We start from the raw sequence: 22,430 nt of genomic DNA, 5'->3' as shown, positions 1-22,430 counted from the left end.
GGCTATTCGGCTTTCTGCTCTGGCTCGGCTTCCGGTGCCGGCGTGTCGCCGGCCGGGGCGGCCGCATCCGGAGCCGCTGTCCCGGCGGGCGAGGCCGGCGCGGCCTGCGGCACTGGCGTTTCGGTCGGGGCAGCCGCTTCCGGGGCGGCCGGCTTCTGTGGTTCCTCCGCCTTCAGTTCGGTCAGCGTCGGCACCAGCGACCGTTCCTTCCACGATCCGATCTGGTAGGTCCAGCCGGTGACGCGGGCGGCCAGTTCCTTCGCCTGCGCGCTGTCGCCCCGCGCGGCGAACTGCACCCAGATGTCCTTGTCGGCGCGGAACACCGTCGCGTCCACCACGGTGCCATCGGTCAGGGTGATCGTCGCCGTGCCGAGCTTCTCGCCGGGTTGCTGCGCCGCCGGCTTCACGTCGGTCAGGGTGAGCTGCTCCAGCCCGCGGAAGACGTCCTCGACGCGGTAGTCATCCAGCTTCGGATGGTCGGCGGGCTCGGCCAGCACCGGCTTGTCGCCGTCGCGGCCGAAGCGCAGCACCGCGTCGTCGCGATGCACCACCACCGAGGCGACCTGCTTGGCGTCGATATTGGCGATGTCGCGCAGCAACCAGAGCTGCGGATCGGCATCGACCGGCAGCCGCCCCTCGGCCAGCCACGACCGCGCCTCGTTGGGCCGGCGCACATAAATCGATTCGGGCAGGTTGGCCTGGGCGCGGACGCGGCGATGGCCGAGGATCAGCTCGGCCAGCACCTGCCCCGATCCGTCCAGCACGCGCAGCCCCGTGGCGGTCGCGGTCGGGGAGGCGGGGTCGCCCACGCCAAGCCGCTCGTACATCGCCGGATCGGCGGTGCGCGGCTCGGTCAGGTGCAGTTCGGTCAGGCCGGTGAGCAGCTCGCGCAGCTTCCCGGCCTGCACCGGGTAGTTGCCGCGATCGGCGAGGCCCCAGACATCGCCCTGCTTGGTGATGACCAGGGGCTGGCCCTTGGTGGTCAGCTCGACCCGGGCGGCCTGCTGCAGGCGGCCGGCGAGCCCCGGGAACACCAGGGTGCCCGCCTGCGTCGGCGCGGTCTGCGTGACCGCAATCGGCCCGCGGCCCCAGATCAGGGCGGCGCCGAGCACGACGACCGCGACGCCCCCGAGGATGGCAACGATGCGAGGGTTCATGCCAGTTTCCTCACGCCACGATTCTCCTCACGTCCCGATCACGCGCGCGCCGGGCGGCGGCGCCGGCGGGCGATGCCGCGCGCCACCGCCAGCCCGGTCAGGATCGCCGGCACCAGCAGGATGTCGATCAGCCGCAGCCGCGTCTCCAGCCCGGCGATGTCGCGCCGCAGGTCGAACTGCACGGCCCGCAGCTTGTTGCGGGTGTCGGCGATCTCGCGCCGCAGGTCGTCGATCGCCTGGCGCTGCTCGGGGGTGATGACGGCGGCGGTGGCCTGGCCGCCGCGCCCGGTGCGCAGCTCGGCGAGCTTCTTCTGCGTCTCGTCCAGATGCGTCTGCAGCGCCTGCTCGGTGCGGCGGAAGCGGGCCTCGGCCGCCTTCTGCATGTCCTCGACCACGTCGAAGGGGCGTTGCGAGGTGCCACGGCCGCGCAGCCCGATCAGCGCGTCGCCGCCGGCGAGTGTGCCGATCAGGTTGGCGACGAACGGGCCGTTGTCGGAGAAGGGCGTCGCGTCCTGCTGGCCGAAGAAATTCTGCACCCGCACCCAGAAGCGGTCAGCGAGGATGTCCGAATCGCCGACCACGACCAGATTGGCCGGGCCGTCGGTATGGGCCTTGTGCTCGGGGAAGCCGGCCGGACGCTGCTGGCCCTCGGCGAGCGGCGGCGGGGCGGAGAAGGCACTGGCGAGTTCCCCGCGCACGCGGGCCGCGATCACGCGGGGGCCGCCCTCCGGCTTGAAGCTGCCCAGGATCTTGCCCGGATCGGGCATGGCCCGCACGCTTTCCACCGGGATCGTGCCCGACTGGTCGGAGGAAGACAGCAGCGGCGTGAAGGTGATGGCGGCACCATCCTTCTTGCCGATGGCACCGGCGGCGGCGACGGTGACCTGTTCCAGGTCCGCGGTCGCCGGGTCATCATGGTTGAGGCCGTCGCGGATGTTGAACCAGGCGACGTAATCGACTGCCTGCACCCGGTCGCCGGGGGCGGCGCGCACCCGCCAGGCACCCTTGAGGTCGCCGACCACGGTCTTCGGATCGAAGGTGATGCCCCAGACATCGAACAGCTTCGCCAGATTGCTCGCGGTGTTCTCGCTCGGCATGCCGGTCGGGCCCGGCTGCGCCGCCTGTGCCTCGCTGTGCGGATCGACCATCACCATCAGCCGCCCGCCACGCATGACGAACTGGTCGATGGCATAAAGCGTCGCGTCGGACAGGTTCTGCGCCTGCGCCACCAGCAGCACCTGCACGTCCGGATCGATCACCTGCGCATCGGTCGGCACGGTCTTCACCGTATCCAACTGGCGCAGTTGCAGCATCGAGACATACGGTGCGCCGGGGCCGCCCACGCCGCCGCTGTTGCGCATCATCATCATCATGCGCGGATCGCCGTCGAGCGGCAGCGAGGACATCACCCCCACCACCGGGCGCTTCGGATTGGACAGCTCGTAGACGAGGCGCGTCAGGTCGTATTCCAGGAAGCGCTCGCGGTCGGGCTGCAGGAAGGCGATGATCCGCTCGTCGTCGAGCAGGTTGGTGCCGACCAGGCCAAAATAGACCTGCTCCCCCCCCTGGTCGAGCGGCACGCCCTGCAGCCCGTAGGCCACGGCGCGGTCCTCGGTGTCGCTGAACGGCTCGGGATCGTAGAATTCGAGCCTGATGTTGCCGTGGCCGATGCGCGCGTATTCGCGCAGCATGTCGCGCACGCGGTCGGCATAGGCGCCATAGGAGGGAATGCGGGCGCCGAGGCTGCGGGAGAAGTAGAATCGCAGCGTCACCGGTTCCTTCAGCCCGGCGACGACCGTGCGGGTGCCGGGCGAGAGCGTGTAGAGCCCCTGCTGCGTCAGGTCGAGCTGCGCATTGGCCAGGAAGCGGCCGGCAAACATGTTGAGGCCGATCAGGATCGCGGCGACCGCGACGACGCCGGCGACGGAGGTCCAGGTGCGGCGCATCAGTCAGCCTTCCTGTGCTCGACGATGACGGTGTTCACGAACAGCCAGAACCCGATGAAGGAAGCGAAGAAGATCAGGTCGCGCAGCCCGACCACGCCGTGGGTGAAGCCCTGGTAGCGCTCGGTGACCGAGAGCGCACGGGCGATGTCGGCGAAGACCGGCAGATGCTGGGCGAGGAAATCGGTCACCAGCGGATAGGAGGCGACCGCGAACAGGAAGCAGACGGCGACCGCGATGACGAAGGCGATCACCTGGTTCCTGGTCAGCGCCGACAGCGCCGCCCCGATCGCGAGGAAGGAGCCGGCGACCAGCAGCGCGCCGACATAGCCCGCGGCGATCACGCCGTTGTCGGGCCGGCCGAGATAGTTGACCGTGAGCACGAAGGGGAAGGTCAGGGCCAGCGCGATCGCGCAGAACGCCCAGGCGGCCAGGAACTTGCCGATCACCGCCTGTGCCTGCGTGATCGGCAGGGTCAGCAGCATCTCGATGGTGCCGAGCCGCCGCTCCTCCGCCCAGAGCCGCATGGTGATGGCGGGCACCAGCAGCAGGAACACCCAGGGCAGGAAATTGAAGAAGGGGGCGAGGTCGGCCTGGTTGCGATCGAAGAAATTGCCGAGGTTGAAGGTCAGCACGCCCTGCAGCACGAGGAAGATGACGATGAAGACCACGGCGACGGGGGTGGCGAAGTAGCCGCTGAACTCGCGGCCGGCGACGGCGAGGATGTTGCGCATGGATCAGGCGGCGATGCGGGATGAAGGCGGGGTCTGGGTGATCTGGCGGAACACGTCCTCGAGGCGGCCGGAGGGATGCAGCTTCTCCAGGGCCCCGGGCTTGTCGTCGGCGACGACGCGGCCGCCGGCGATGATGATGGCGCGCGTGCACACCGCGTCCACTTCCTCGAGGATATGGGTGGAAATCACGATCGCCTTGGTCGGCGCCATCCGGTGGATCAGCGCGCGCACCTCGTGCTTCTGGTTGGGATCGAGCCCGTCGGTGGGCTCGTCGAGGATCAGCACCGGCGGATCGTGCAGCAGTGACTGCGCCAGCCCGACCCGGCGCTTGAAGCCCTTCGACAGCGTCTCGATCGGCTGCTGGCGCACCCCTTCCAGCGTGGTCAGGTGCAGCGCCCGCGCCACCCGGTCGCCCAGCTCGCCGCCGCGATAGCCGCGCACCCGGGCGACGAAGCGCAGGAATGCTTCCACCGTCATTTCCGGATAGTTCGGCGCGCCTTCCGGCAGGAAGCCGAGGCAGCGGCGCGCGGCGACCGAATCGGTCTGCACGTCGTGGCCGCAGATGCGCGCGGTGCCGGCGGTCGGCGTCATGAACCCGGCCAGCATGCGCATGGTGGTGGACTTGCCCGCGCCGTTCGGGCCAAGGAAGCCAAGGACCTCGCCCCGGGCGACCTGGAACGAGACATCATCCACGGCGGTGAACAGGCCGAAGCGCTTGGTGAGCCCCTGGATGTCGATCAGGGCGGGCTCGGTGGTACCGGTCAAGGTCTCTTCCCTCCGCAATCGTGGCCGGCCGGAATAGCGGAAACCCGCCGCTTTGCAACCCGGGGAAGCCCGGGCGCGGCGGGGGATGGGGAAATATTCATTCAATCACAACGTCACCCTGCCCGCAGCGTCCGGAACGCCGCCCGCTTCTCGAACAGGTGCAGCAGCACCCGTGCCGCCTCGCCGCGCTCGCTGCGCAGCTCCGGGTCGCGCTGGGCCAGCACTTCCGCGTCCCGCGCGGCCATGTGCAGCAGGTCCTCGTGCGCCTCGGCATCGGCCAGCCGCCAGCCGGGCAGGCCGGCCTGCTTCGTCCCCAGCAGGTCGCCGCCGCCGCGGATGCGGAAATCCTCGTCGGCGATGCGGAACCCGTCACCGGTGTCGCGCAGCAGGGTCAGCCGCCGCCGCGCCGGTTCGGCCAGCCCGTCGGCGTGCAGCAGCAGGCAGAAGCTGGCCTCCCGCCCGCGGCCGACCCGCCCGCGCAACTGGTGCAACGGGGCGAGGCCGAAGCGCTCGGCGTGCTCGATCACCATCACGCTGGCCTCGGGCACGTCGACGCCGACCTCGATGACGGTGGTGGCGACCAGCAGCCGGGTGCGCCCGGCGGCGAAATCGGCCAGCGCCGCTTCCCGCACCGCCGCGTCCTGCCGGCCATGCGCCAGCCCGACCATATCCCCGAAGCGGCCGCGCAGCCCGGCGAAGCGTTCCTCGGCGGCGGCAAGGTCCAGCACCTCGCTCTCGGCCACCATCGGGCAAACCCAGTAGACCCGCGCCCCGCCGGCCAGCGCCCGGCCGATCGCATCGACCAGATCGGGCAGGGTGGCCAATGAATGCAGCGTCGTGCGCACCGGCTGGCGCCCGGCCGGCTTGCCGGTCAGGCGGCTGACCTGCATCTCCCCCCACTGGGTCAGCAGCAGCGTGCGCGGGATCGGCGTCGCGGTCATCACCAGCACGTCCGCGGCCTCGCCCTTGGCGCCCATGCGCAGGCGCTGCTCCACCCCGAAGCGGTGCTGCTCGTCGATCACCGCCAGCCCCAGGTCGCGGAAGGTCACGCTGTCCTGCACCAGGGCATGGGTGCCGACCACCACCGGCACGGACCCATCGGCCAGCCCTTCCAGCAGGCGCGTCCGCGCCTTGCCGGTCACCGAGCCGGTCAGCAGCGCGCAGGGCACCGGGCAGATCCGCTCCAGCGTGCGGAAATGCTGGCGCGCCAGGATCTCGGTGGGCGCCATCATCGCCGCCTGGGCGCCGGCCTCGACCGCACGCAGCATCGCCAGGACCGCCACCAGCGTCTTGCCGGACCCGACATCGCCCTGCAGCAGCCGCAGCATCCGCCGGGGGGCCGCGAGGTCCGCATCGATCTCCGCCAGCACCGCCTGCTGTTCGGCCGTCGGCACGTGGCCGAATCGGGCCAGCGCCTCGGCGCGCAGCGCCCCGTCGCCGGACAGGCCACGACCCGGCCGCTCGCGGGCGCGGCGGCGGACGAAGGCCAGCGCCAGTTGCCCGGCCAGCAACTCGTCATAGGCCAGCCGGCGCCGCGCCGCCGGGGGCGGCGGCACCTCCGGCGCATGCAGCATGCGCAGCGCCGCGGCGAAGTCCGGCCAGCCCTCGCGCCGCAGCAGCGCCGGGTCATGCCATTCCGGCAAGGCCGGGATACGGGTCAGCGCATCGGCCACCGGCTTGCGCAGGTTCCAGGCGAACAGCCCCGCCGTCAGCGGCCAGACCGGCTCGATCCAGGGCAGCGCCGCTTCCTGGCCCGCCGGCACCACGTGGTCGGGGTGCACCATCTGGCCGCGGTCGTCGAACTTGCCCGAGACCAGCACCCGTGCCCCCCTTGCCAGCTTCGCTTCCGGGAAGCGGCGGAAGAACACCAGATCCGCCGCCCCGCTGCCGTCGCGCACCACCACGCGGGTGGGCTGGCGGGGGCTCGCCGGCTTGTCGATGCGCACCACCTCGGCCTCGATCGTCACCAGCGCCCCCGGCACGGCGTCGCGAATCGCGATTCGCGCCCGCCGGTCGATCCAGCTCTCGGGCAGGTGAAACAGCAGGTCGATCACCCGCGCTCCCCCGGCGGCACGGCCGATCAGGCTCGCGACCTGCTCGCCGACGCCGCGCAGGGCGGTCAAAGGCTCGAAAAGGGGGGCACACAGGCTGGAAGGGATGGGGGAGGGCGGTTGCACGGCTGACTCTGTCCAATCCCGGGTCTATATGACCCCAACGATGACCGAACCAGCCCCGCAGCCGCAGGACCCACGGCGGCGCCGTCTGCTGTTCCGCGCCACCCACCGCGGCACCCACGAGAACGACCTCCTGATCGGCGGCTACGTGCGCCGCCACATCGATGCGCTGACCGACGCGGAAATGGACGCGCTCGAGGAAGTCATGGAACTTCCCGACGCCGACCTCGCCGATTGGCTCACCGGCCGGCGCCCCGTGCCGGCCGAGGTCGATTCGCCCATGCTTCGCGCCCTCCGCGCCTTCGCATTGCAGAGGCCGCGATGATGCCGGACCTTGGCGGGGCGTTGCCCCGCACCCGACCAGGAGGCTTCGCCTCCTGGACCTCCACCAAGGGCTTCGCCCTTGGAACCCCTGATTTCTGTGCCGCGCAGCGCGAATGGGATCCAAGGGCCTTGTGGCCCTTGGTGGGTCAAGGGCGAAGCCCTTGCCTTCCTTCCTGTGGGAGGCTGCCGGCATGACCGCGGTTTTCGGTGTCCCGGAAGGCTGGGATGCCATGCTCCTGGCCCGGCGGGCGGCGGAGCATGCCGGCCCGTTGCTGCATGCCTGTCGCGACGACGCGCGCATGTCGCGTCTGGCCGAGGCGCTGGCCTTCTTCGCCCCCGACGCCGAGGTGCTGCGCTTCCCGGCCTGGGACTGCCTGCCTTACGACCGGGTCTCCCCGAATCCCGAACTGGTAAGCGAGCGCATCGCCACGCTGGCGCGGCTGCTGGAGCCGGCGCGCCGGGTGCGGATCGTGCTGACCACGGTGAATGCGCTGGTGCAACGGGTGCCGCCGCGGCACGTGTTCCATGGCGCGAGCCTGGCGCTGGCGCAGGGCGGCACGCTCGATCCCGACCAGCTGGTGCGCTTCCTGGAAGCGAACGGCTATGGCCGGGCCGGCACGGTGATGGAGCCGGGCGAGTATGCGGTGCGCGGGGGGATCATCGACATCTTCCCGGCGGGAAGGCCGGAGCCGGTACGGCTTGATCTGTTCGGCGACACCATCGAGAGCATCCGGGCCTTCGACCCGGCCAGCCAGCGCAGCGGCATCGTGCTGAAGCAGGTGGTGCTGCGGCCGGTGTCCGAGGTGTCGCTCGACAAGGCGTCGGTTGCCCGGTTCCGCACCGCCTGGCGTGACCTGTTCGGGCAGGCGGCGGCGCAGGACCCGCTGTACCTGTCGGTGTCCGAGGGCCGGCGGCATCCCGGCATGGAACATTGGGTGCCGCTGTTCCACGAGGGCATGGAGACGCTGCTCGACTACCTGCCCAAGGCGTCCTGCAGCCTCGACCACCAGGCCGAGGAGGTGCTGGCGGCGCGGCTGGAGATGATCGCCGACCACTATGCGGCACGCCGGCAGGTGCCGCGCGAAGGCGAGGCGACGTACCGGCCGTTGCCGCCGGCCCGGCTTTATTTGTCGCAGGCCGACTGGGACTCGATGCTGGGGGCGGGACCGCTGTTCAGCTTCAGCCCCTTCGCCCGGCCGGAGGGCGCGACCGGGGTGGATGGCGGCGGCCGGCCGGGGCCGATCTTCGCCCAGGGCTCGGCGGCGACCGGCGGCGGGCCGGGCATCAACGTGTTCGCGCAACTGCGTGCCCAGGCCGATCGCTGGCTTGGCGAGGGGCGGCGGCCGGTGGTCGCGGCCTGGACCCGCGGCTCGCGTGACCGCATCGCCAATCTGCTGCGCGAGCACGGCTTCCGCGCCGAGGCGGCGGATGACTGGGCGGCGGCGCAGAAGTTGCCGGTGGGCGTGGTCGGACTGGTGACGCTGGGGCTGGAGCGCGGCTTCGTCGCCGAGACGCTGGCCTTCGTTTCCGAGCAGGACCTGCTGGGCGAGCGCATCTCCCGCCCGCCGCGCCGGCGCAAGCGGGCCGACCAGTTCATCGCCGAGGCCACCGAGATCGCCGAGGGCGACCTTGTGGTGCACCAGGACCACGGCATCGGCCGCTATGACGGGCTGGTGACGCTGACCGTCAACGGCGCGCCGCATGACTGCCTGCGCCTGCTGTACGAGGGCGACGACAAGCTGTTCCTGCCGGTCGAGAACATCGAGGTGCTCAGCCGCTTCGGCAGCGAGACCGCCGGGGTGGCGCTGGACAAGCTGGGCGGCACCTCCTGGCAGAACCGCAAGGCCAAGGCGCGCCAGCGCATCCAGGACATGGCCGGGGCGCTGATCCAGATCGCCGCCGAGCGCCGGCTGCGCGAGGCGGAGACGCTGGCGCCGCCGGAAGGGGCCTGGGACGAGTTCTGCGCCCGCTTCCCGCATGCCGAGACGGAAGATCAGGCGCGTGCCATCGCCGACGTGCTGGAAGACCTGGCCTCGGGCCGGCCGATGGACCGGCTGGTCTGCGGCGACGTGGGCTTCGGCAAGACCGAGGTGGCGCTGCGGGCGGCCTTCGTCGCCGCCATGTCCGGCAGCCAGGTGGCGGTGGTGGTGCCGACCACGCTGCTGAGCCGGCAGCATTTCCGTACCTTCTCCGCCCGCTTCGAGGGGCTGCCGGTGAAGGTGGCGCAGCTTTCGCGCATGGTGACGGCCAAGGAGGCGGCGGAAGTGCGGCGCGGCCTCGCCGATGGCAGCGTCAACATCGTGGTCGGCACGCATGCGCTGCTGGCCAAGGGGATCAGCTTCTCGACCCTCGGCCTGCTGATCGTGGACGAGGAGCAGCATTTCGGCGTCGCCCACAAGGAGAAGCTGAAGGCGCTGAAGGCCGACGTGCACGTGCTGACGCTGACCGCGACGCCGATCCCGCGCACGCTGCAACTGGCGCTGACCGGGGTGCGGGAGATGAGCCTGATCGCGACCCCGCCGGTGGACCGGCTGGCGGTGCGCACCTTCATCATGCCGTTCGACGCGGTGGTGATCCGCGAGGCGATCCAGCGCGAGCGCTTCCGCGGCGGGCAGGTGTTCTGCGTGGTGCCGCGCATCGAGGACCTGGGCAAGATGGCCGAGCGCCTCGCCGAGATCGTGCCGGAGGCGCGGACGGTGCAGGCGCATGGCCGGCTGGCGCCGACCGAGCTCGAACGGGTGATGACCGAGTTCTCCGACGGGCGGTACGACATCCTGCTCTCGACCAACATTGTCGAGAGCGGGCTCGACATGCCGGCGGTGAACACGCTGGTCATCCATCGGGCCGACATGTTCGGGCTGGGACAATTGTACCAGTTGCGCGGGCGGGTCGGGCGGGGCAAGCAGCGCGGCTATGCCTACCTGACCTGGCCGCAGGCGCACCGGCTGAGTGCGGCGGCCGAGAAGCGGCTGACCGTGATGCATTCGCTGGATGCGCTGGGGGCGGGCTTCACCCTGGCCAGCCACGACCTGGACATCCGCGGTGCCGGCAACCTGCTCGGCGACGAGCAGAGCGGCCATATCCGCGAGGTCGGCATCGAGCTGTACCAGCAGATGCTGGAGGACGCCGTCGCCGATTTGCGGGCGAGCAAGGGGCGGCGGGCGGTCGAGGACCGCGACTGGACGCCCAATATCAGCCTTGGCCTGCCGGTGCTGATCCCGGAAGCCTATGTGCGCGACCTGCCGGTGCGGCTGGGGCTGTATCGCCGCATCGGTGCGCTGGCCTCCGATGCGGAAACCGAGGCGATGGCCGCCGAGCTGGTCGACCGCTTCGGCAAGCTGCCGGAGGAGGTGGAGAACCTGCTGCAGGTGGTTTCGCTCAAGCGCGCCTGCCGCGCGGCCGGGGTGGAGAAGCTGGAGGCTGGGCCGAAGGGCATGGTCCTCAGCTTCCGTGGCAATGCCTTCCGCAATCCGGCCGGGTTGGTGAGCTGGCTGGCCAGCAAGGGCGGGGCGGTGAAACTGCGCCCCGATCACAAGCTGGCGATCGTGCGGGAAATGAGCGTGGCCGAGCGGGTGCGGATGGCGCGCGACACGGTGGCGCATCTCAGCCGCATCGCCGCCCAGGCGAAGGCGGCGTAGCGCCGGGGTCAGAAGCCTTCGGTGGCGTCCACCAGGGCGACGTCGAGCAGGCGCTCGATCACCTCGGGTTCCTGCGCGCCGGCGATGGCGTGGCGGCCGCCGATGACGAAGCAGGGCACGCCGTTGATGCCCAGGCGGTGCGCCCGCAGGTTCTCGGCGTGGATGATGTCGGCCTCGGCATCGCTGGCCAGGAAGGCGTGCACGGCGCCGCCGTCGAGGCCGCAGGCGGCCGCAATGGTAGCCAGCGTGTCGATGTCGCCGATGTCCCGGCCATCGGTGAAATGCGCGGCGAACAATGCCTCGACCAGTTCCAGCCCGCTGCCGTGGCGGGTGGCCCAGCGCACCAGGCGATGGGCGTCCACCGAGGAGGGCGTGCGGCGGATGCGGTCGAAGCGGAACTGCATGCCCTCGCCGTGGCCGATCTCGGCGATGGAGCCATACAGCCTGCGGGCGCGTTCCTCGCCGCCGAACTTGCGCACGATGTAGTCGGCGCGCGAGAGCCCGGCGCGCGGCATGTCGGGATTGAGCAGGAACGGGCGCCAGGAGAGATCGGAGGTCAGGTCCGGGCGGCGGCGCAGCGTGCGCAGCAGGCGACGCAGGCCCAGGTAGCACCACGGGCAGACGAGATCGTGCACGACCTCGATGGTCAGGCGGACGCGGGGGGGGGCGAGGATGTTCACGGAACCAGCCGCCGACTCATCTGGCAAAGAGCGTGCATCAGGCAAATATCGTGCCTGGATGCGGCCGGTGCAAGCGGTGGTGGCCAGGACGTCGACCTTATCTCAAGCCTTTGTCCGCGTCCGTCCGGTCAGGCGACGCCATAGGCGGAAATCACCGGATCCAGCCGGAACTCGTCGACGATGAAGTCGATCACCGTTCGGGTTCGTGGCGCGAGGAACCGCCTGGAGGGATAAACCAGCGAGATCGGCCGGTGCGGCGGCCGCCAGGCCTGCAGCAGGGGACGCAGCCGCCCTTCGCGCAGTTCCTCGCGCAGCATCCAGGTCGGCACCAGCGCCACCCCGACCCCGGCCAGCGCCGCTTCCAGCGCCGCCTCGATGCTGTTCACGCGCAGCCTGCCGTGCACGGCGACGGGAACGGTTTCCTCCGCCCCGGTGAAGTTCCAGGTTTCCGGCGTGGGACCGCGGGTGAAGATGATGCAGTCGTGGCCGGCGAGGTCGGAGGGATGCCGCGGCTCGCCATGCCGGTCGAGATAGGCGGGCGCGGCCACTGCCTGCGAGGTGGTCACGCCGACCCGCCGGGCCACCAGGGTCGGGTCGGCCACGCTGCCGACGCGGAGGGTGAGGTCGAGTCCCTCCTGCACCATGTCCACCACGTCGTCGGCCATCACCAGCTCGACCGACAGCTCCGGGTAGCGCGCCAGCAACAGGCCGATGCGCGGCGCCACGTACATCCGGCCGAACACCGTGGGAGAGCCCAGCCGCACCAGCCCCGCCGGCGAGGCACGCCGTCGGCCGATCGCCGCTTCCGCCTGTTCCACCGCCTCCAGCACGAAGCGGGCATGCGCCAGCAGGTCGCGCCCGTCCTCGGTCAGGGTCAGGCTGCGTGTGCTGCGCTGCAGCAGGCGGGCGGCGAGATGCTCCTCCAGGGCCGCAATCTGCCGGGACACCGCTGGTTGGGTCGCGCCGATCTCGCGCGCCACCGCCGAAAAACTGCCGGTTTCGGCGACCCGGACGAAAGTTCGCATGGCGATCAGCAGGTCCATTGGCACCTCAAAGTCCGGCGCATGAATATCATCACATCCCAGGCGATTTGCCCCGGATGCAACATGGATCATATGTGTGGCAAGAGGACCGGGCCGGGCGGCACGGGATGCACCGGGTGGAAGGGGAGAGTGGGGGAGTCATGGGCGGGTTGGTCCGACAGCTTGAGGCATTCATGCAGGGATTGCTGGAGCGCACGGATCCCGCCACAGCCAGGACGCTGCGCGGCGGGATCGAACGGCTGGTGCGCGACGGAGTGGCGCAGCGGGCGCCCGGACCCGGCACGCCGGCCCCGGATTTCATCCTGCCCGACCAGGATGGCCGGGAGGTGTCGCTGTCGCGCGAACTCGGGCGTGGGCCGGTGGTGCTGACTTTTTTCCGTGGTGGCTGGTGCCCGTTCTGCACCATCACTTTGCGCGCCCTGGCCCGCATTCACCCCGCGCTGTGCCGGCACCAGGCGCAGGTGCTGGCGGTGTCGCCGCAGGGGGCGCGGCACTGTGCCGATACCGTCCTGTGCAATCAGTTGCCGTTCCGGGTGCTGGGCGACCACGACAACCAGGTGGCACGGCGCTACGGCCTGCCGGTGACCCTGTCGCCGGAGCTACAGGACATCTACCGCCGCTTCGGCCATGACCTGCCCGCGATCAATGGCGTCGATGCGTGGGAGCTGCCGATCCCGGCGACCTTCCTGATCGGCACCGACGGACGGATCCGGCAGGCCCATGTCGATCCGCGCCCGCATCGCCGCATGGAGCCGGAGCAGGTGCTGGCGGGGGTGGAGACGCTGGCCGCGCTCACGGAGTAACGGCAGGGGGGCGGGGCGCGCGCTCAGAGAACCTGCAGGCGGACGGGGGCGGCCGGCTCCTCGTCGTGATGAGGCAGGCGAATGGTGACCGTGGTGCCCTGGCCGGGCGCGCTGGCGATGTGCGCGCTGCCGCCGGATTGCCGGGCGAAGCCGTGTACCTGGGCCAGCCCGAGCCCGGTGCCGCGCCCGGGCCCCTTGGTGGTGAAGAACGGCTCGAAGACCCGTGCCATCACCTCCGGCGGCATGCCTTGGCCGGTATCCTGCACGGTGATCACGACCTGCTCCGCCCCTTGCGGTGCCGTCGCGCGTTCCCGGCAGGTGCAGAGCCGCAACTGCCCGCCTTCGGGCATGGCGTCGCGCGCGTTCACCGCGAGGTTGAGCAGGGCGGTGGCAAGCTCGTTCGGGTCGACCAGTACGGAGCCGGCCTCGGGGGAGAGGTCGCAGGCGATGCTGACGGTGCCGCCCACGGCCTGCTGCAACAGCTTCTGCTCGATCGTGATCGCCTCGTTCACGTCGACCAGTTGCAGCCGGGTCGGCTCGCGGCGCGAGAGGCGCAGCAACCGTTCTGCCAGCGCCGAGCCGCGTTCGGCCGCCGCCAGCACCTTGCCGGCGAGGGCGCGCGATCGACCATCGGTCAGGCGTGGCATCAGCAGCTCCAGCCCGCCGATGATCAGCACCAGGATGTTGTTGAAGTCATGGGCGAGGCCGCTGGTCAGGCGCCCGACCGCCTCCATCTTCTGCATCTGCCGCAGCGCTTCTTCAGTGCGGCGGTTGGTGGTCACGTCCAGGTGCAGCACCACCGCGCCGCCATGGCCGGCGCCCAGCGGCAGCGGCGTCGCCATCAAGCGGAACCAGCGTTCGCCCTGTGCGGTGGGGCAGGGATAATCGCAGGTGAAGTGCTGCAACTCGCCGGTGAGGATGCGCGGCAGCGCGGCGGCGATGGCGACCGCCTGCTCGTCACCGGGGGACGGAGGCGAGCCGTCGGAAGGCATGCAGGCCGCCAGATAGTTGCAGCCCAGGAAGGCGGCGGGATCGCGCACGCCGTTCCCGGCGGCGAAGCGACGCCAGGCCTCGTTGACCGCGATGATGGTGCCGGACTGGTCCAGCAGCGCCACATGCGCCGGCAGGGCATCGAGGATCGCCGCCTGGCGGGCGGCGAATCCGACCGGCTCTGCCTCCGTGGCGCCGCGGCCGGCGGATGAGGGGGGGGCGAGTTCAGTGGCGCCGAAGGCAAGCCGGGTGACGCGCCCGTCCAGGCTTCGCACCGGCCCGATGGCGATGTGCAGGCGCCTCATGCCGTGGTCGGGGAGATGCACCGCCTCCTGGTACTGCAGGCGGCTGCCCCGGGCCGCCTGGTCGAGCCCCTGTTGCAGACGCCGGCGCGCGGCCTCGTCCCTCCACCAGCCGGCATCGCGAATCCAGGCTCCGGGGCCGGCGAGGCAGGCAGCGGCAAGAAGTGCATCGTTGGCCTCGACGATCTGACCCTGCAACGTAAATACGCCATAAAATGTAAATATGGCTGCAAGGTACTCGCTGGTTTCTTCAGGCATTTTGCTAAGCATCAGACCCGCTTCCGGCAGGCCCGGGCGCCGATAATCAACTCATGATGCTGTAGCTGCCGCATCATTCGACGCGAAAACTCTTGTGGGGCACTGTCGTGTTACTATCAGCACCTATTGGGTCGGTGCAAGCGCAAGGATGCAAGTGACCTGTGCGGCCCTTACAACCGGCCATTGCTTGACCTGTTTGGGAGATGTCTTGGTTCGCGCGAGCAATCCAGATGAAGCGCGAAGTAAAACCCGTGACGATCAACTTCGGATTCCGGCCAGTCACCGTGACGCCTCCTTGTCCGTGACGCCATCTCCGTGGCCAGGCTGCGTGGGCCTTGCCATGGGGCGGAACGAATGAGAGGCGGCCAGGTTCGGGGCCGTATCGGATTTAACGCCACGGACTGCGGCGTACAGGGGGGCGTGCCGGCCTGGCATGGCCGGCACGCCACGCGGATCCTTGTGGTAGCAGAAAATTCCGCCGCCGGACCTGGGCGGCCCGGGCGCCGTGCCCGGCCCGGTCAGGCGGCCGCGATGCGCTCCTGGCCGCCCATGTAGGGCCACAGCACCGGCGGGATCAGGATCGAGCCGTCGGCCTGCTGGCCGTTTTCCATCACCGCGATCAGCGCGCGCCCGACCGCCACGCCGGACCCGTTCAGCGTGTGCACATGGGCGACCGACTTGTCGTCGGTGCCGCGGAAGCGGGCGTTCATCCGGCGCGCCTGGAAATCCCGCGTGTTGGAGCAGGAGGAGATCTCCCGCCACATCTGCTGGCCCGGCAGCCACACCTCCAGGTCGAAGGTTTTGGCCGCGCCGAAGCCGGTGTCGCCGGAGGACAGCACCACCCGCCGGTACGGCAGGTTGAGCAGTTCCAGCACACGTTCGGCACAGGCGGTCATGCGCTCGTGCTCGGCGTCGCTTTGCGTGGGATGGGTGATCGACACCAGCTCGACCTTGCGGAACTGGTGCTGGCGCAGATAGCCGCGGGTGTCGCGCCCGGCCGCACCCGCCTCCGAGCGGAAGCACTCGGTCAGCGCGGTCACGCGGATCGGCAGCCGTTTCTCCGCCACGATCTCGCCGGCGACCATGTTGGTCAGCGGCAGTTCGGCGGTCGGGATCAGGTAGCGGCCGTCGGTGGTCTTGAACAGGTCTTCCTCGAATTTCGGCAACTGGCCGGTGCCGTAGGCCGAGGTGGCGTTGACCAGCAGCGGCACGATGGTTTCCTCGTAGCCATGCTCGCGCGTGTGCAGGTCGAGCATGAACTGGCCGAGCGCGCGTTCCAGCCGGGCGAGCGGGCCGCGCAGCACGGTGAAGCGCGCGCCGGCCAGCTTCGCCGCGGTGGCGAAATCCATCAGCCCGAGCGCCTCGCCCAGTTCGAAATGCTGCTTCGGGGCGAAGCCGAGGTCCTTCGGCTCGCCCCACTGCTTCAGCACCACGTTGGCGGTTTCGTCCGGGCCGTCCGGGACGTCGGGATCGAGGATGTTGGGCAGGCTTTCCAGCACGGCGCGAATTTCGGCATCGAGGCGCGCGACATCGGCCTCCAGCCCTTCCATCTCGGTGCGCAGTGCCGTCGCCTCGGCTTCCAGCGCCGTGGTGTCCTCGCCCTTGCGCCGGCCTTCGCCGACCTGCCGCGACAGCGCGTTGCGCCGCGCCTGCTTCTCCTGCAGCGCGGTCTGGGCGGCGCGGCGGGCGGCGTCGCGTTCCAGCAGCGCGGGGGAAGCGGGCGGCATGCCGCGGCGGGCGAGGGCAGCGTCGAAGGCGGCGCCGTCGGCGCGGATGGTGCGGATATCGTGCATGACTCAGACCTCGACGGGCTTGGGCTCGACCAGCTTGGCCGCGATGATCGAGATTTCGTAGAGCCCGATCAGCGGAATCGCCAGCCCGCATTGGGTGATGACGTCGGGCGGGGCGAGGATGGCGGCGACGATGAACATCCCGACGATCGCGTAACGGCGGTACTTCTTCAGCCCGGCCGAGGTGACGATGCCGACCTTGGCCAGCAGCGACAAGGCCACCGGAAGCTGGAAGGTGATGCCGAAGGCGAAGATCAGCTTCATCACCAGGTCCAGGTATTCAGAAACCCGCGCTTCCAGTTGGATCGGCAGGCCACCCGCCCCCTGCGGGTTTTCGAAGCTGAGGAAGAAGCCCCAGGCGAAGGGGAAGATGACGTAGTAGGCGAGCGCGCCGCCGAGCAGGAACAGCAGCGGGGTGGCGCACAGGAAGGGCAGCAGCGCCCGTTTCTCGCTGCGATAGAGCCCCGGGGCGACGAACAGCCAGATCTGGCCGGCGACCACCGGGAAGGAAATGAAGGCCGCGGCGAAGAAGGCCACCTTCAGGTCGGTGAAGAACGCCTCGTACAGCGCGGTGAAGATCATGCGGCGGTTCTCGCCGCGCGCTTCCATCAGGTCGGCCAGCGGTTTTGCCAGGAAGGAGTAGATGTCGGCCGAGAAATGGTAGGTGATGAAGAAGCACACCACGAAGGCGGCCAGCGCCCAGAGCAACCGGCGGCGCAGCTCGATCAGGTGATCGAGCAGCGGCATCGGCTTGTCGTCGATGATGTCTTCTACCGGTTCGGGCGCGGGCTTGGGGGCCGAGGACTTCTTGCTCAGGAAGGGGATGCGCACGGTACTCTCGCGGACGTTCGGCGGTCAGGCACGCAGGCGGGGCGGGCGGGCCGCCGAAGGCGGGATGAAGGCGGGGGGAGGCGGCGGCGGCACCGCATATTCGGGCGGGACGAAGGCCGGTGCTTCCACCCCCATGGGCGGCGGCGTGGCGGCGGCTTCCGCCAGCGGGGCCGCGGCTGCGCCATCCTCGGGGGCCGGGGGCGCGATCGCGGTGGGCGTGGCGGGCGGCACCCAGGTCGGTGTCGGCTGAAGTGGATTCGTGTTGAAGGTCTGGCGCAGCCCGCCATCCGGATCGATCGCCCGCTCGACCGTGCCCTTGATGTCGAAATTGCGGATCTCGTTGATCTGGCTGCGGACTTCCTCGAGATTCGCCTCGCGGACCATCTCGTCCACGTGGGTCTGGAACTCGCTCGCCATGCGGCGGGCCTTCTTGATGACGTTGCTCACCGCCTTCATGGCGATGGGCAGGTCTTTCGGACCGATGGCGATCAGGGCCACCACGCCGATCAGGACAATCTCGGACCAGGCAAAGTCGAACATCTGCGCGCGCCACACTCCCGGGCCGGCGTGGTTAGCAGGAAACCCGGGAGATGGGAAACCGGGGGACCAATTCGTCTCTCACCGTAATGTGCCTGCCGCCGCGACGCAAAGTGGGAAACAAGCGCTGAATTGTATCGAGATGAGCCTGGCGCTAGATTGGTCGCAGAGTCGACATATCAATCATCAGTAAGTCGAAATTGAAACGTCGCCTGCAACAAAAGCGAAAAATACCCGAGAACGTCCCAAGAAAGGTGAACCTTCATGACTGAAGTCAAGCCGATTACGATCGGAAGCCAGGGTCCACTGGTATTTTCTCCCGCCAAGGCAGGCAATCCCGCGGTCGTCGGCCTTTCCGGCTTCGGCGTGACGACGCTGATGCTGGCCTTGCACAATCTCGGCCTTGCCAGCACGGGGCCGGTCATCTGGCTCGCTTTCGTCTATGGCGGTTATGCCCAGTTTTCCGCGGGGCTGCAGGAACAGCGCGCGGGCAACAACTTCGGCTATGCCGCCTTCACCTCGTACGGGGCCTTCTGGATCAGCCTCGCCGCCATGCTGGTGGCCAACAAATACGGCGTCTTCCCGGTCACCGACCGTGACGTCGGCAGCTTCATGCTGGTCTGGACGATCTGGACCGGCATCATGCTGATCGCCTCGGCCCGCATCCACGCGACCATGTTCACCGTGTTCGCCCTGCTGTTCGGCGCCTTCGTGCTGCTCGACATCGAGAAGTTCGGCGGCGGCGAGGCGTTCGGCCTGGCCTGCACCGTGACCCTGCTGGTGCTGGTTTCCGTCGTTTTCTACATGCTCACCAGCATCCTGCTGAAGGATCTGACCGGGCGCGACATCCTGCCGGTGGGTCGTCCGCTCGCCTGAGCGGGCATCCGCCCACCGGCCGAATCGGGGTCAGGCGGACGGCGATTCCGCCTCGCCCTGGCCGGCCACCGCATCCGCCGCGATCCCGGCCTCCGGGGTCGCGGCGGCGGCGTCCTCCCCGCCACCGGGAGAGGGAGGCTCGACCATCAGGTCCTCCCGCCGCGGCAATTGCCTCAGATCATTGAGCCCGAACTGCGCGAGGAAGGCCGGCGTGGTCGCCCACAGCGTCGGCCGGCCCGGCGATTCCTTGCGTCCCTTCGGTGCGATCAGCCCGTTCTCGAGCAGCGCGTCGAGCGTCGTCTGGGCCAGCGAGGCGCCGCGGATTTCCTCGATTTCCGCGCGCGTGACCGGCTGGTGGTAGGCGATGATGGCCAGCGTCTCCATTGCCGCGCGCGGCAGCCGGCGCGGCACCTGCACCACCTTGCGCAGCCGCGGGGCGAGATCCGCCGCGGTGCGGAACTGCAGTCCGCCGGCGACCTCGGCCAGTTCCACCCCGCGTCCGGCATAGCGCGCGCGCAGCGCGGCGATGACGGTCTCGGGATCGAGCCCGACCGGCAGCATGCTGCCGAGCGCGCGCAGCGGCACCGGGGCGGTGGAGGCGAATACCATCGCCTCCACCAGGCGCAGCGCGTCCTCCAGCGCCTCCGGCGTCGGCCCGGCGGCCTCGGGCGCGGCCGATTCGGCTGCGGGGGCAGGCTCCGGCGGCAGGATCTCGGGCGTGGCGGGCTCCGCAGGCGGAAGCGCGGGATCAGGGGAGGGATTGCTCATCGGTTTCCTCGTCGGCCGCGGCGACCGCGGCCGGGCACAGCAGGATCGGCCCGAACGCCGATTCCTGGCGCAGCCGCACCGCGCCGTCGCGGGCCATTTCCAGTCCTGCCACCAGGGTGCTGGCCAGGGCCGCGCGGCGTTGCAGCGGCGTGCCGATCCCCTCCGGCAGGAACTGCTCGAGGCTCGCCCAGTCCGGCAGGCTGCCGACCATGTGGGCAAGCCGGGTCAGGGCGTCCTTGATGGTCCACAGCGTGACCGGGCGCGGCCGGTAGCGGCGGTTGCCGGCGCTGCGGCGCATCGCCACCAGGTAGCCGCGCATCAGCCCGGGCAGGTCCACCCCGAGCCGGGAGTGGTCGGTCTGGGTGAAATCCTCGGGCTCGCCGCGGGGGAACACGTCCTGGCCGAGTTGCGGCCGGGCGCCGAGCCAGGCGGCGGCAAGGCGGATCGCCTGCAGGTCGCGCAGCCTTGCGGCCAGCACCTCGGCCGCCAGCTCGCCTTCCTCGGCGGCGGCGCTGCCCGCGGGCAGCAGCAGGCGCGACTTCAGCCAGGTCAGCCACGCCGCCATCACCAGCCAGTCCGCCGCCAGCTCCAGCCGCACGCGGCGGGCGCCCTCGATCACCCCCAGGTACTGGTCGACCAGGGAGAGGATCGAGATCTTCGCCAGATCCACCTTCTGCCCGCGCGCAAGCTCCAGCAGCAGGTCGAGCGGCCCTTCGAAACCCTCGAGATGCACCACCAGGGCTTCGCCGGCGCGCGCCTCGGCGGGCGGCGCTTCCGGGGCGGCCGGACCAGCGATCTCAGCCACCGCCATCCCCGTCGAGGAAGCGCAGCACGATCACCAGGTCGCGGGGATGGCCGGCGAGGGCGGCAAGGAAGCGGAAGATCGGATCGGCGATGCCGTGCAGCCACCAGCGCAGCGGGTCGAAGCCGATGCCGAACTCGGCCAGCGCCGCCGGCAGCAGGAACACCACCAGCAGCACGACGGCGATGCCGGCCCGTTCCATTCCCGCCCAGGCGATGGCCAGCCGCTCCGGCAGCACGCCGACCGCGATGCGGCCACCATCGAGCGGGGGGATCGGCAGCAGGTTGAACGTACCCAGCGCCAGGTTCGCCATCAGGAAGAACGCCAGGAAGCCGATGGCCCAGAGCCGAGGCTCCCAGGGCAGCAGCGGGGTCGCGTGCAGCAGCAGCAGGGCGAGAAAGGCGAGCGCGTAGTTCATCAAAGGCCCGGCCAGGGCTACCAGCGCCATGCTGCGACGCGGATTGGGCAGGCGCCTGATGTCGATCGGCACCGGCTTGGCCCAGCCGAAGAACACGCCCCCGCCGGTGCGCGCCAGCGCCTGGGCGATCAGGAACAGGCCGGGCACGATGATGGTGCCGACCCGGTCCACGTGCACCAGCGGATTGAGCGACAGCCGCCCCATGCGCTTCGCGGTGTCGTCGCCGAGCGCGAGCGCCGCATAGCCGTGCGCGATCTCGTGCAGGATGATCGCCACGACCACCGCGACGAAGGACAGCACCCACTCCATCACCACGACAGCAGCGCCTTCCGTTCGGTTTCCAGGGCCGGCCCGTCCAGTGCGGCGCGACGGCCGGCCGCCAGCGTCCGCGCCGCTTCGAGCCGGCACCGCGCCTGCGGCGTGAGCGGCGGCGCCTGGATCAACAGGTCGGTGGTCGGCGCGATCTCGCCACTGCAATAAAGCGCGACATCGCACCCCGCCGCGAGGCAGGCGAGCGCCCGGTCCGCTGGCGTGCCGCGCAGCGCCTGCATGGCGAGATCGTCGCTGACGAGCACCCCGGTGAAGCCGAATCGGTCGCGCACCACCCCTTGCAGGATGCGGGGCGACAGCGTCGCCGGGGCCGCGGGATCGAGCCCGCGATACAGGATGTGCGCCGTCATCAGCCAGGGCAGGTCGGCATTGGCGGCGAAGGGATGCCAGTCCGCCGCGAGGTCGGGTTCCGCCACCTCGGGCAGGGCCAGGTGGCTGTCCACCATGGCGCGGCCATGGCCGGGCGCGTGCTTGCCGACCGGCTGCACCCCGGCGGCCAGCAGCCCCTCGGCGAGGGCGCGGCCGAGTCGGGCCACCGTCCCGGGATCGGCGGAGAAGGCGCGGTCGCCGATCACCGCGTGCGCCCCGGGCAGGCCCAGGTCGAGCACCGGCGCGCAGGCCACGTCAAAGCCGGCGGCGGCGCAGTCGAGGCCGATCAGTGCGCCGGTCAGCCAGGCGGCGCGCAGGCCGGCGGCGGGATCGGTGGCGAACAGCGCGCCATGCGCGGCGGCGGAGGGGTGGTCGCGCCAGTGCGGCGGGCGCAGGCGGGCGACGCGGCCGCCTTCCTGGTCGACCATCAGCACGGCGTGCGCGGGCAGGACCGCACGCAGCGCCGCGACCAGCGCGCCGAGCTGCGCGGGGTCGCGGATGTTGCGCGCGAACAGGATGATGCCGGCGGGCGGGTGGGCCCGGAACAGTGCCGCCTCCTGGGCGGTCAGTTCAGGGCCCGAGATGCCGACGATGGCAGCCTTGATCAGGGACATTCCGTCGCGGATAGCACCCCGCGGCGCGACGCGTCACCCCTTGGCAGGCTGGCTGGTGGTCTGACGCGGCTGGTCACGCTCGGCCTCGGCCGGTTGCGGCGCCGGGGGTTCGGCGCGGGCGGGACCGGCACAGACGTCGAAATCCGTGTCGTCGCTGGGCGTGAAGCGAAACTTGAGCAGGGTCATGTGGGCCTCCTGGTGATGGGGCCGCTCCATGGTTGGCGAACGATCGTCAGCAAATGTCCTGACAGACGAAAGCCGCCTCGATGGGGCGGCTTCGGTGT

Annotated in this window: 20 protein-coding genes; 4 read left to right on the top strand and 16 right to left on the bottom strand. The window is 70.4% G+C overall.

Features of this window, described 5'->3' with window-relative positions:
- Positions 1-2: 2 nt before the first annotated feature.
- The 5 genes from NBY65_RS26970 to recG form a co-directional block, all read right to left on the bottom strand.
- Positions 3-1,157, bottom strand: coding sequence for a DUF4340 domain-containing protein (locus NBY65_RS26970; RefSeq protein WP_150043966.1), 1,155 nt, complete (start codon positions 1,155-1,157; stop codon positions 3-5).
- A gap of 38 nt (positions 1,158-1,195) precedes the next feature.
- Complete coding sequence (locus NBY65_RS26965; RefSeq protein ID WP_150043964.1) at positions 1,196-3,103, bottom strand: GldG family protein; 1,908 nt, start codon at positions 3,101-3,103, stop codon at positions 1,196-1,198.
- Positions 3,103-3,834, bottom strand: coding sequence for an ABC transporter permease subunit (locus tag NBY65_RS26960; protein ID WP_150043962.1), 732 nt, complete (start codon positions 3,832-3,834; stop codon positions 3,103-3,105). The genes NBY65_RS26965 and NBY65_RS26960 overlap by 1 nt, the downstream gene beginning before the upstream one ends.
- 3 nt (positions 3,835-3,837) lie before the next feature.
- Positions 3,838-4,599, bottom strand: a complete 762-nt coding sequence (locus tag NBY65_RS26955; RefSeq protein WP_203330661.1) for an ABC transporter ATP-binding protein — start codon at positions 4,597-4,599, stop codon at positions 3,838-3,840.
- A 113-nt stretch (positions 4,600-4,712) separates the two neighbouring features.
- Positions 4,713-6,776 carry an ATP-dependent DNA helicase RecG gene (gene recG, locus NBY65_RS26950; RefSeq protein WP_150043960.1) on the bottom strand — a complete coding sequence of 688 codons (2,064 nt, stop codon included), beginning with the start codon at positions 6,774-6,776 and terminating at the stop codon, positions 4,713-4,715.
- Between the two features lie 40 nt (positions 6,777-6,816).
- On the opposite strand from recG, the gene NBY65_RS26945 reads away from it, so the two are divergent.
- Both NBY65_RS26945 and mfd read left to right on the top strand, forming a co-directional pair.
- On the top strand, positions 6,817-7,098 hold the full coding sequence (locus NBY65_RS26945; RefSeq protein WP_150043958.1) for an FAD assembly factor SdhE: 282 nt from the start codon (positions 6,817-6,819) through the stop codon (positions 7,096-7,098).
- 190 nt (positions 7,099-7,288) lie between these two features.
- Positions 7,289-10,735, top strand: a complete 3,447-nt coding sequence (gene mfd, locus NBY65_RS26940) for a transcription-repair coupling factor (protein ID WP_150043956.1) — start codon at positions 7,289-7,291, stop codon at positions 10,733-10,735.
- A gap of 8 nt (positions 10,736-10,743) precedes the next feature.
- Here mfd and NBY65_RS26935 read toward each other — a convergent pair whose 3' ends face one another.
- Complete coding sequence (locus NBY65_RS26935; protein ID WP_203330660.1) at positions 10,744-11,415, bottom strand: DsbA family oxidoreductase; 672 nt, start codon at positions 11,413-11,415, stop codon at positions 10,744-10,746.
- Positions 11,416-11,543: 128 nt separating this feature from the next.
- Entirely contained in the window at positions 11,544-12,458 is a 915-nt protein-coding gene (locus NBY65_RS26930) for a LysR family transcriptional regulator (protein ID WP_150043954.1), read from the bottom strand.
- A 140-nt stretch (positions 12,459-12,598) separates the two neighbouring features.
- On the opposite strand from NBY65_RS26930, the gene NBY65_RS26925 reads away from it, so the two are divergent.
- Positions 12,599-13,261, top strand: a complete 663-nt coding sequence (locus NBY65_RS26925; protein WP_162530803.1) for a peroxiredoxin-like family protein — start codon at positions 12,599-12,601, stop codon at positions 13,259-13,261.
- A 23-nt stretch (positions 13,262-13,284) separates the two neighbouring features.
- On the opposite strand, the gene NBY65_RS26920 is transcribed toward NBY65_RS26925, so the two are convergent.
- The 4 genes from NBY65_RS26920 to tatB form a co-directional block, all read right to left on the bottom strand.
- The gene (locus tag NBY65_RS26920) at positions 13,285-14,811 is read right to left on the bottom strand and encodes a two-component system sensor histidine kinase NtrB (protein ID WP_162530802.1); all 1,527 of its coding nucleotides are present in this window, start codon (positions 14,809-14,811) and stop codon (positions 13,285-13,287) included.
- A gap of 518 nt (positions 14,812-15,329) precedes the next feature.
- Positions 15,330-16,604 (bottom strand): serine--tRNA ligase, encoded by a 1,275-nt coding sequence (gene serS / locus NBY65_RS26915; protein WP_150043949.1) that lies wholly within the window; start codon positions 16,602-16,604, stop codon positions 15,330-15,332.
- A gap of 3 nt (positions 16,605-16,607) precedes the next feature.
- Entirely contained in the window at positions 16,608-17,348 is a 741-nt protein-coding gene (gene tatC, locus NBY65_RS26910) for a twin-arginine translocase subunit TatC (protein ID WP_150043978.1), read from the bottom strand.
- Positions 17,349-17,456: 108 nt separating this feature from the next.
- Positions 17,457-17,972 carry a Sec-independent protein translocase protein TatB gene (gene tatB, locus NBY65_RS26905; RefSeq protein ID WP_150043947.1) on the bottom strand — a complete coding sequence of 172 codons (516 nt, stop codon included), beginning with the start codon at positions 17,970-17,972 and terminating at the stop codon, positions 17,457-17,459.
- 261 nt (positions 17,973-18,233) lie between these two features.
- On the opposite strand from tatB, the gene NBY65_RS26900 reads away from it, so the two are divergent.
- Positions 18,234-18,845, top strand: coding sequence for an acetate uptake transporter (locus tag NBY65_RS26900; protein ID WP_150043945.1), 612 nt, complete (start codon positions 18,234-18,236; stop codon positions 18,843-18,845).
- Between the two features lie 30 nt (positions 18,846-18,875).
- On the opposite strand, the gene scpB is transcribed toward NBY65_RS26900, so the two are convergent.
- The 5 genes from scpB to NBY65_RS26875 are packed head-to-tail and all read right to left on the bottom strand — an operon-like array spanning position 18,876 to position 22,332.
- Positions 18,876-19,613 (bottom strand): SMC-Scp complex subunit ScpB, encoded by a 738-nt coding sequence (gene scpB, locus NBY65_RS26895; RefSeq protein WP_150043943.1) that lies wholly within the window; start codon positions 19,611-19,613, stop codon positions 18,876-18,878.
- A complete protein-coding gene (locus tag NBY65_RS26890; RefSeq protein WP_150043942.1) occupies positions 19,594-20,424 on the bottom strand; it encodes a segregation and condensation protein A in 831 nt (276 codons plus the stop codon). The genes scpB and NBY65_RS26890 overlap by 20 nt, the downstream gene beginning before the upstream one ends.
- Complete coding sequence (locus NBY65_RS26885) at positions 20,411-21,142, bottom strand: site-2 protease family protein (protein WP_150043976.1); 732 nt, start codon at positions 21,140-21,142, stop codon at positions 20,411-20,413. Before NBY65_RS26885 ends, NBY65_RS26890 begins: the two co-directional genes overlap by 14 nt.
- Positions 21,142-22,146: a beta-N-acetylhexosaminidase gene (gene nagZ, locus NBY65_RS26880; RefSeq protein WP_338110435.1), complete on the bottom strand. Its 1,005-nt coding sequence runs from the start codon at positions 22,144-22,146 to the stop codon at positions 21,142-21,144. Before nagZ ends, NBY65_RS26885 begins: the two co-directional genes overlap by 1 nt.
- 33 nt (positions 22,147-22,179) lie before the next feature.
- Positions 22,180-22,332 (bottom strand): hypothetical protein, encoded by a 153-nt coding sequence (locus NBY65_RS26875; protein WP_162530801.1) that lies wholly within the window; start codon positions 22,330-22,332, stop codon positions 22,180-22,182.
- Positions 22,333-22,430 lie beyond the last annotated feature (98 nt).

Origin of the sequence: Rhodovastum atsumiense, from assembly GCF_937425535.1 — a bacterium.
Classification (GTDB): domain Bacteria; phylum Pseudomonadota; class Alphaproteobacteria; order Acetobacterales; family Acetobacteraceae; genus Rhodovastum; species Rhodovastum atsumiense.
Note: the sequence above shows the minus strand (reverse complement) of the source record. Positions and strands in the feature narration are given on the sequence as shown.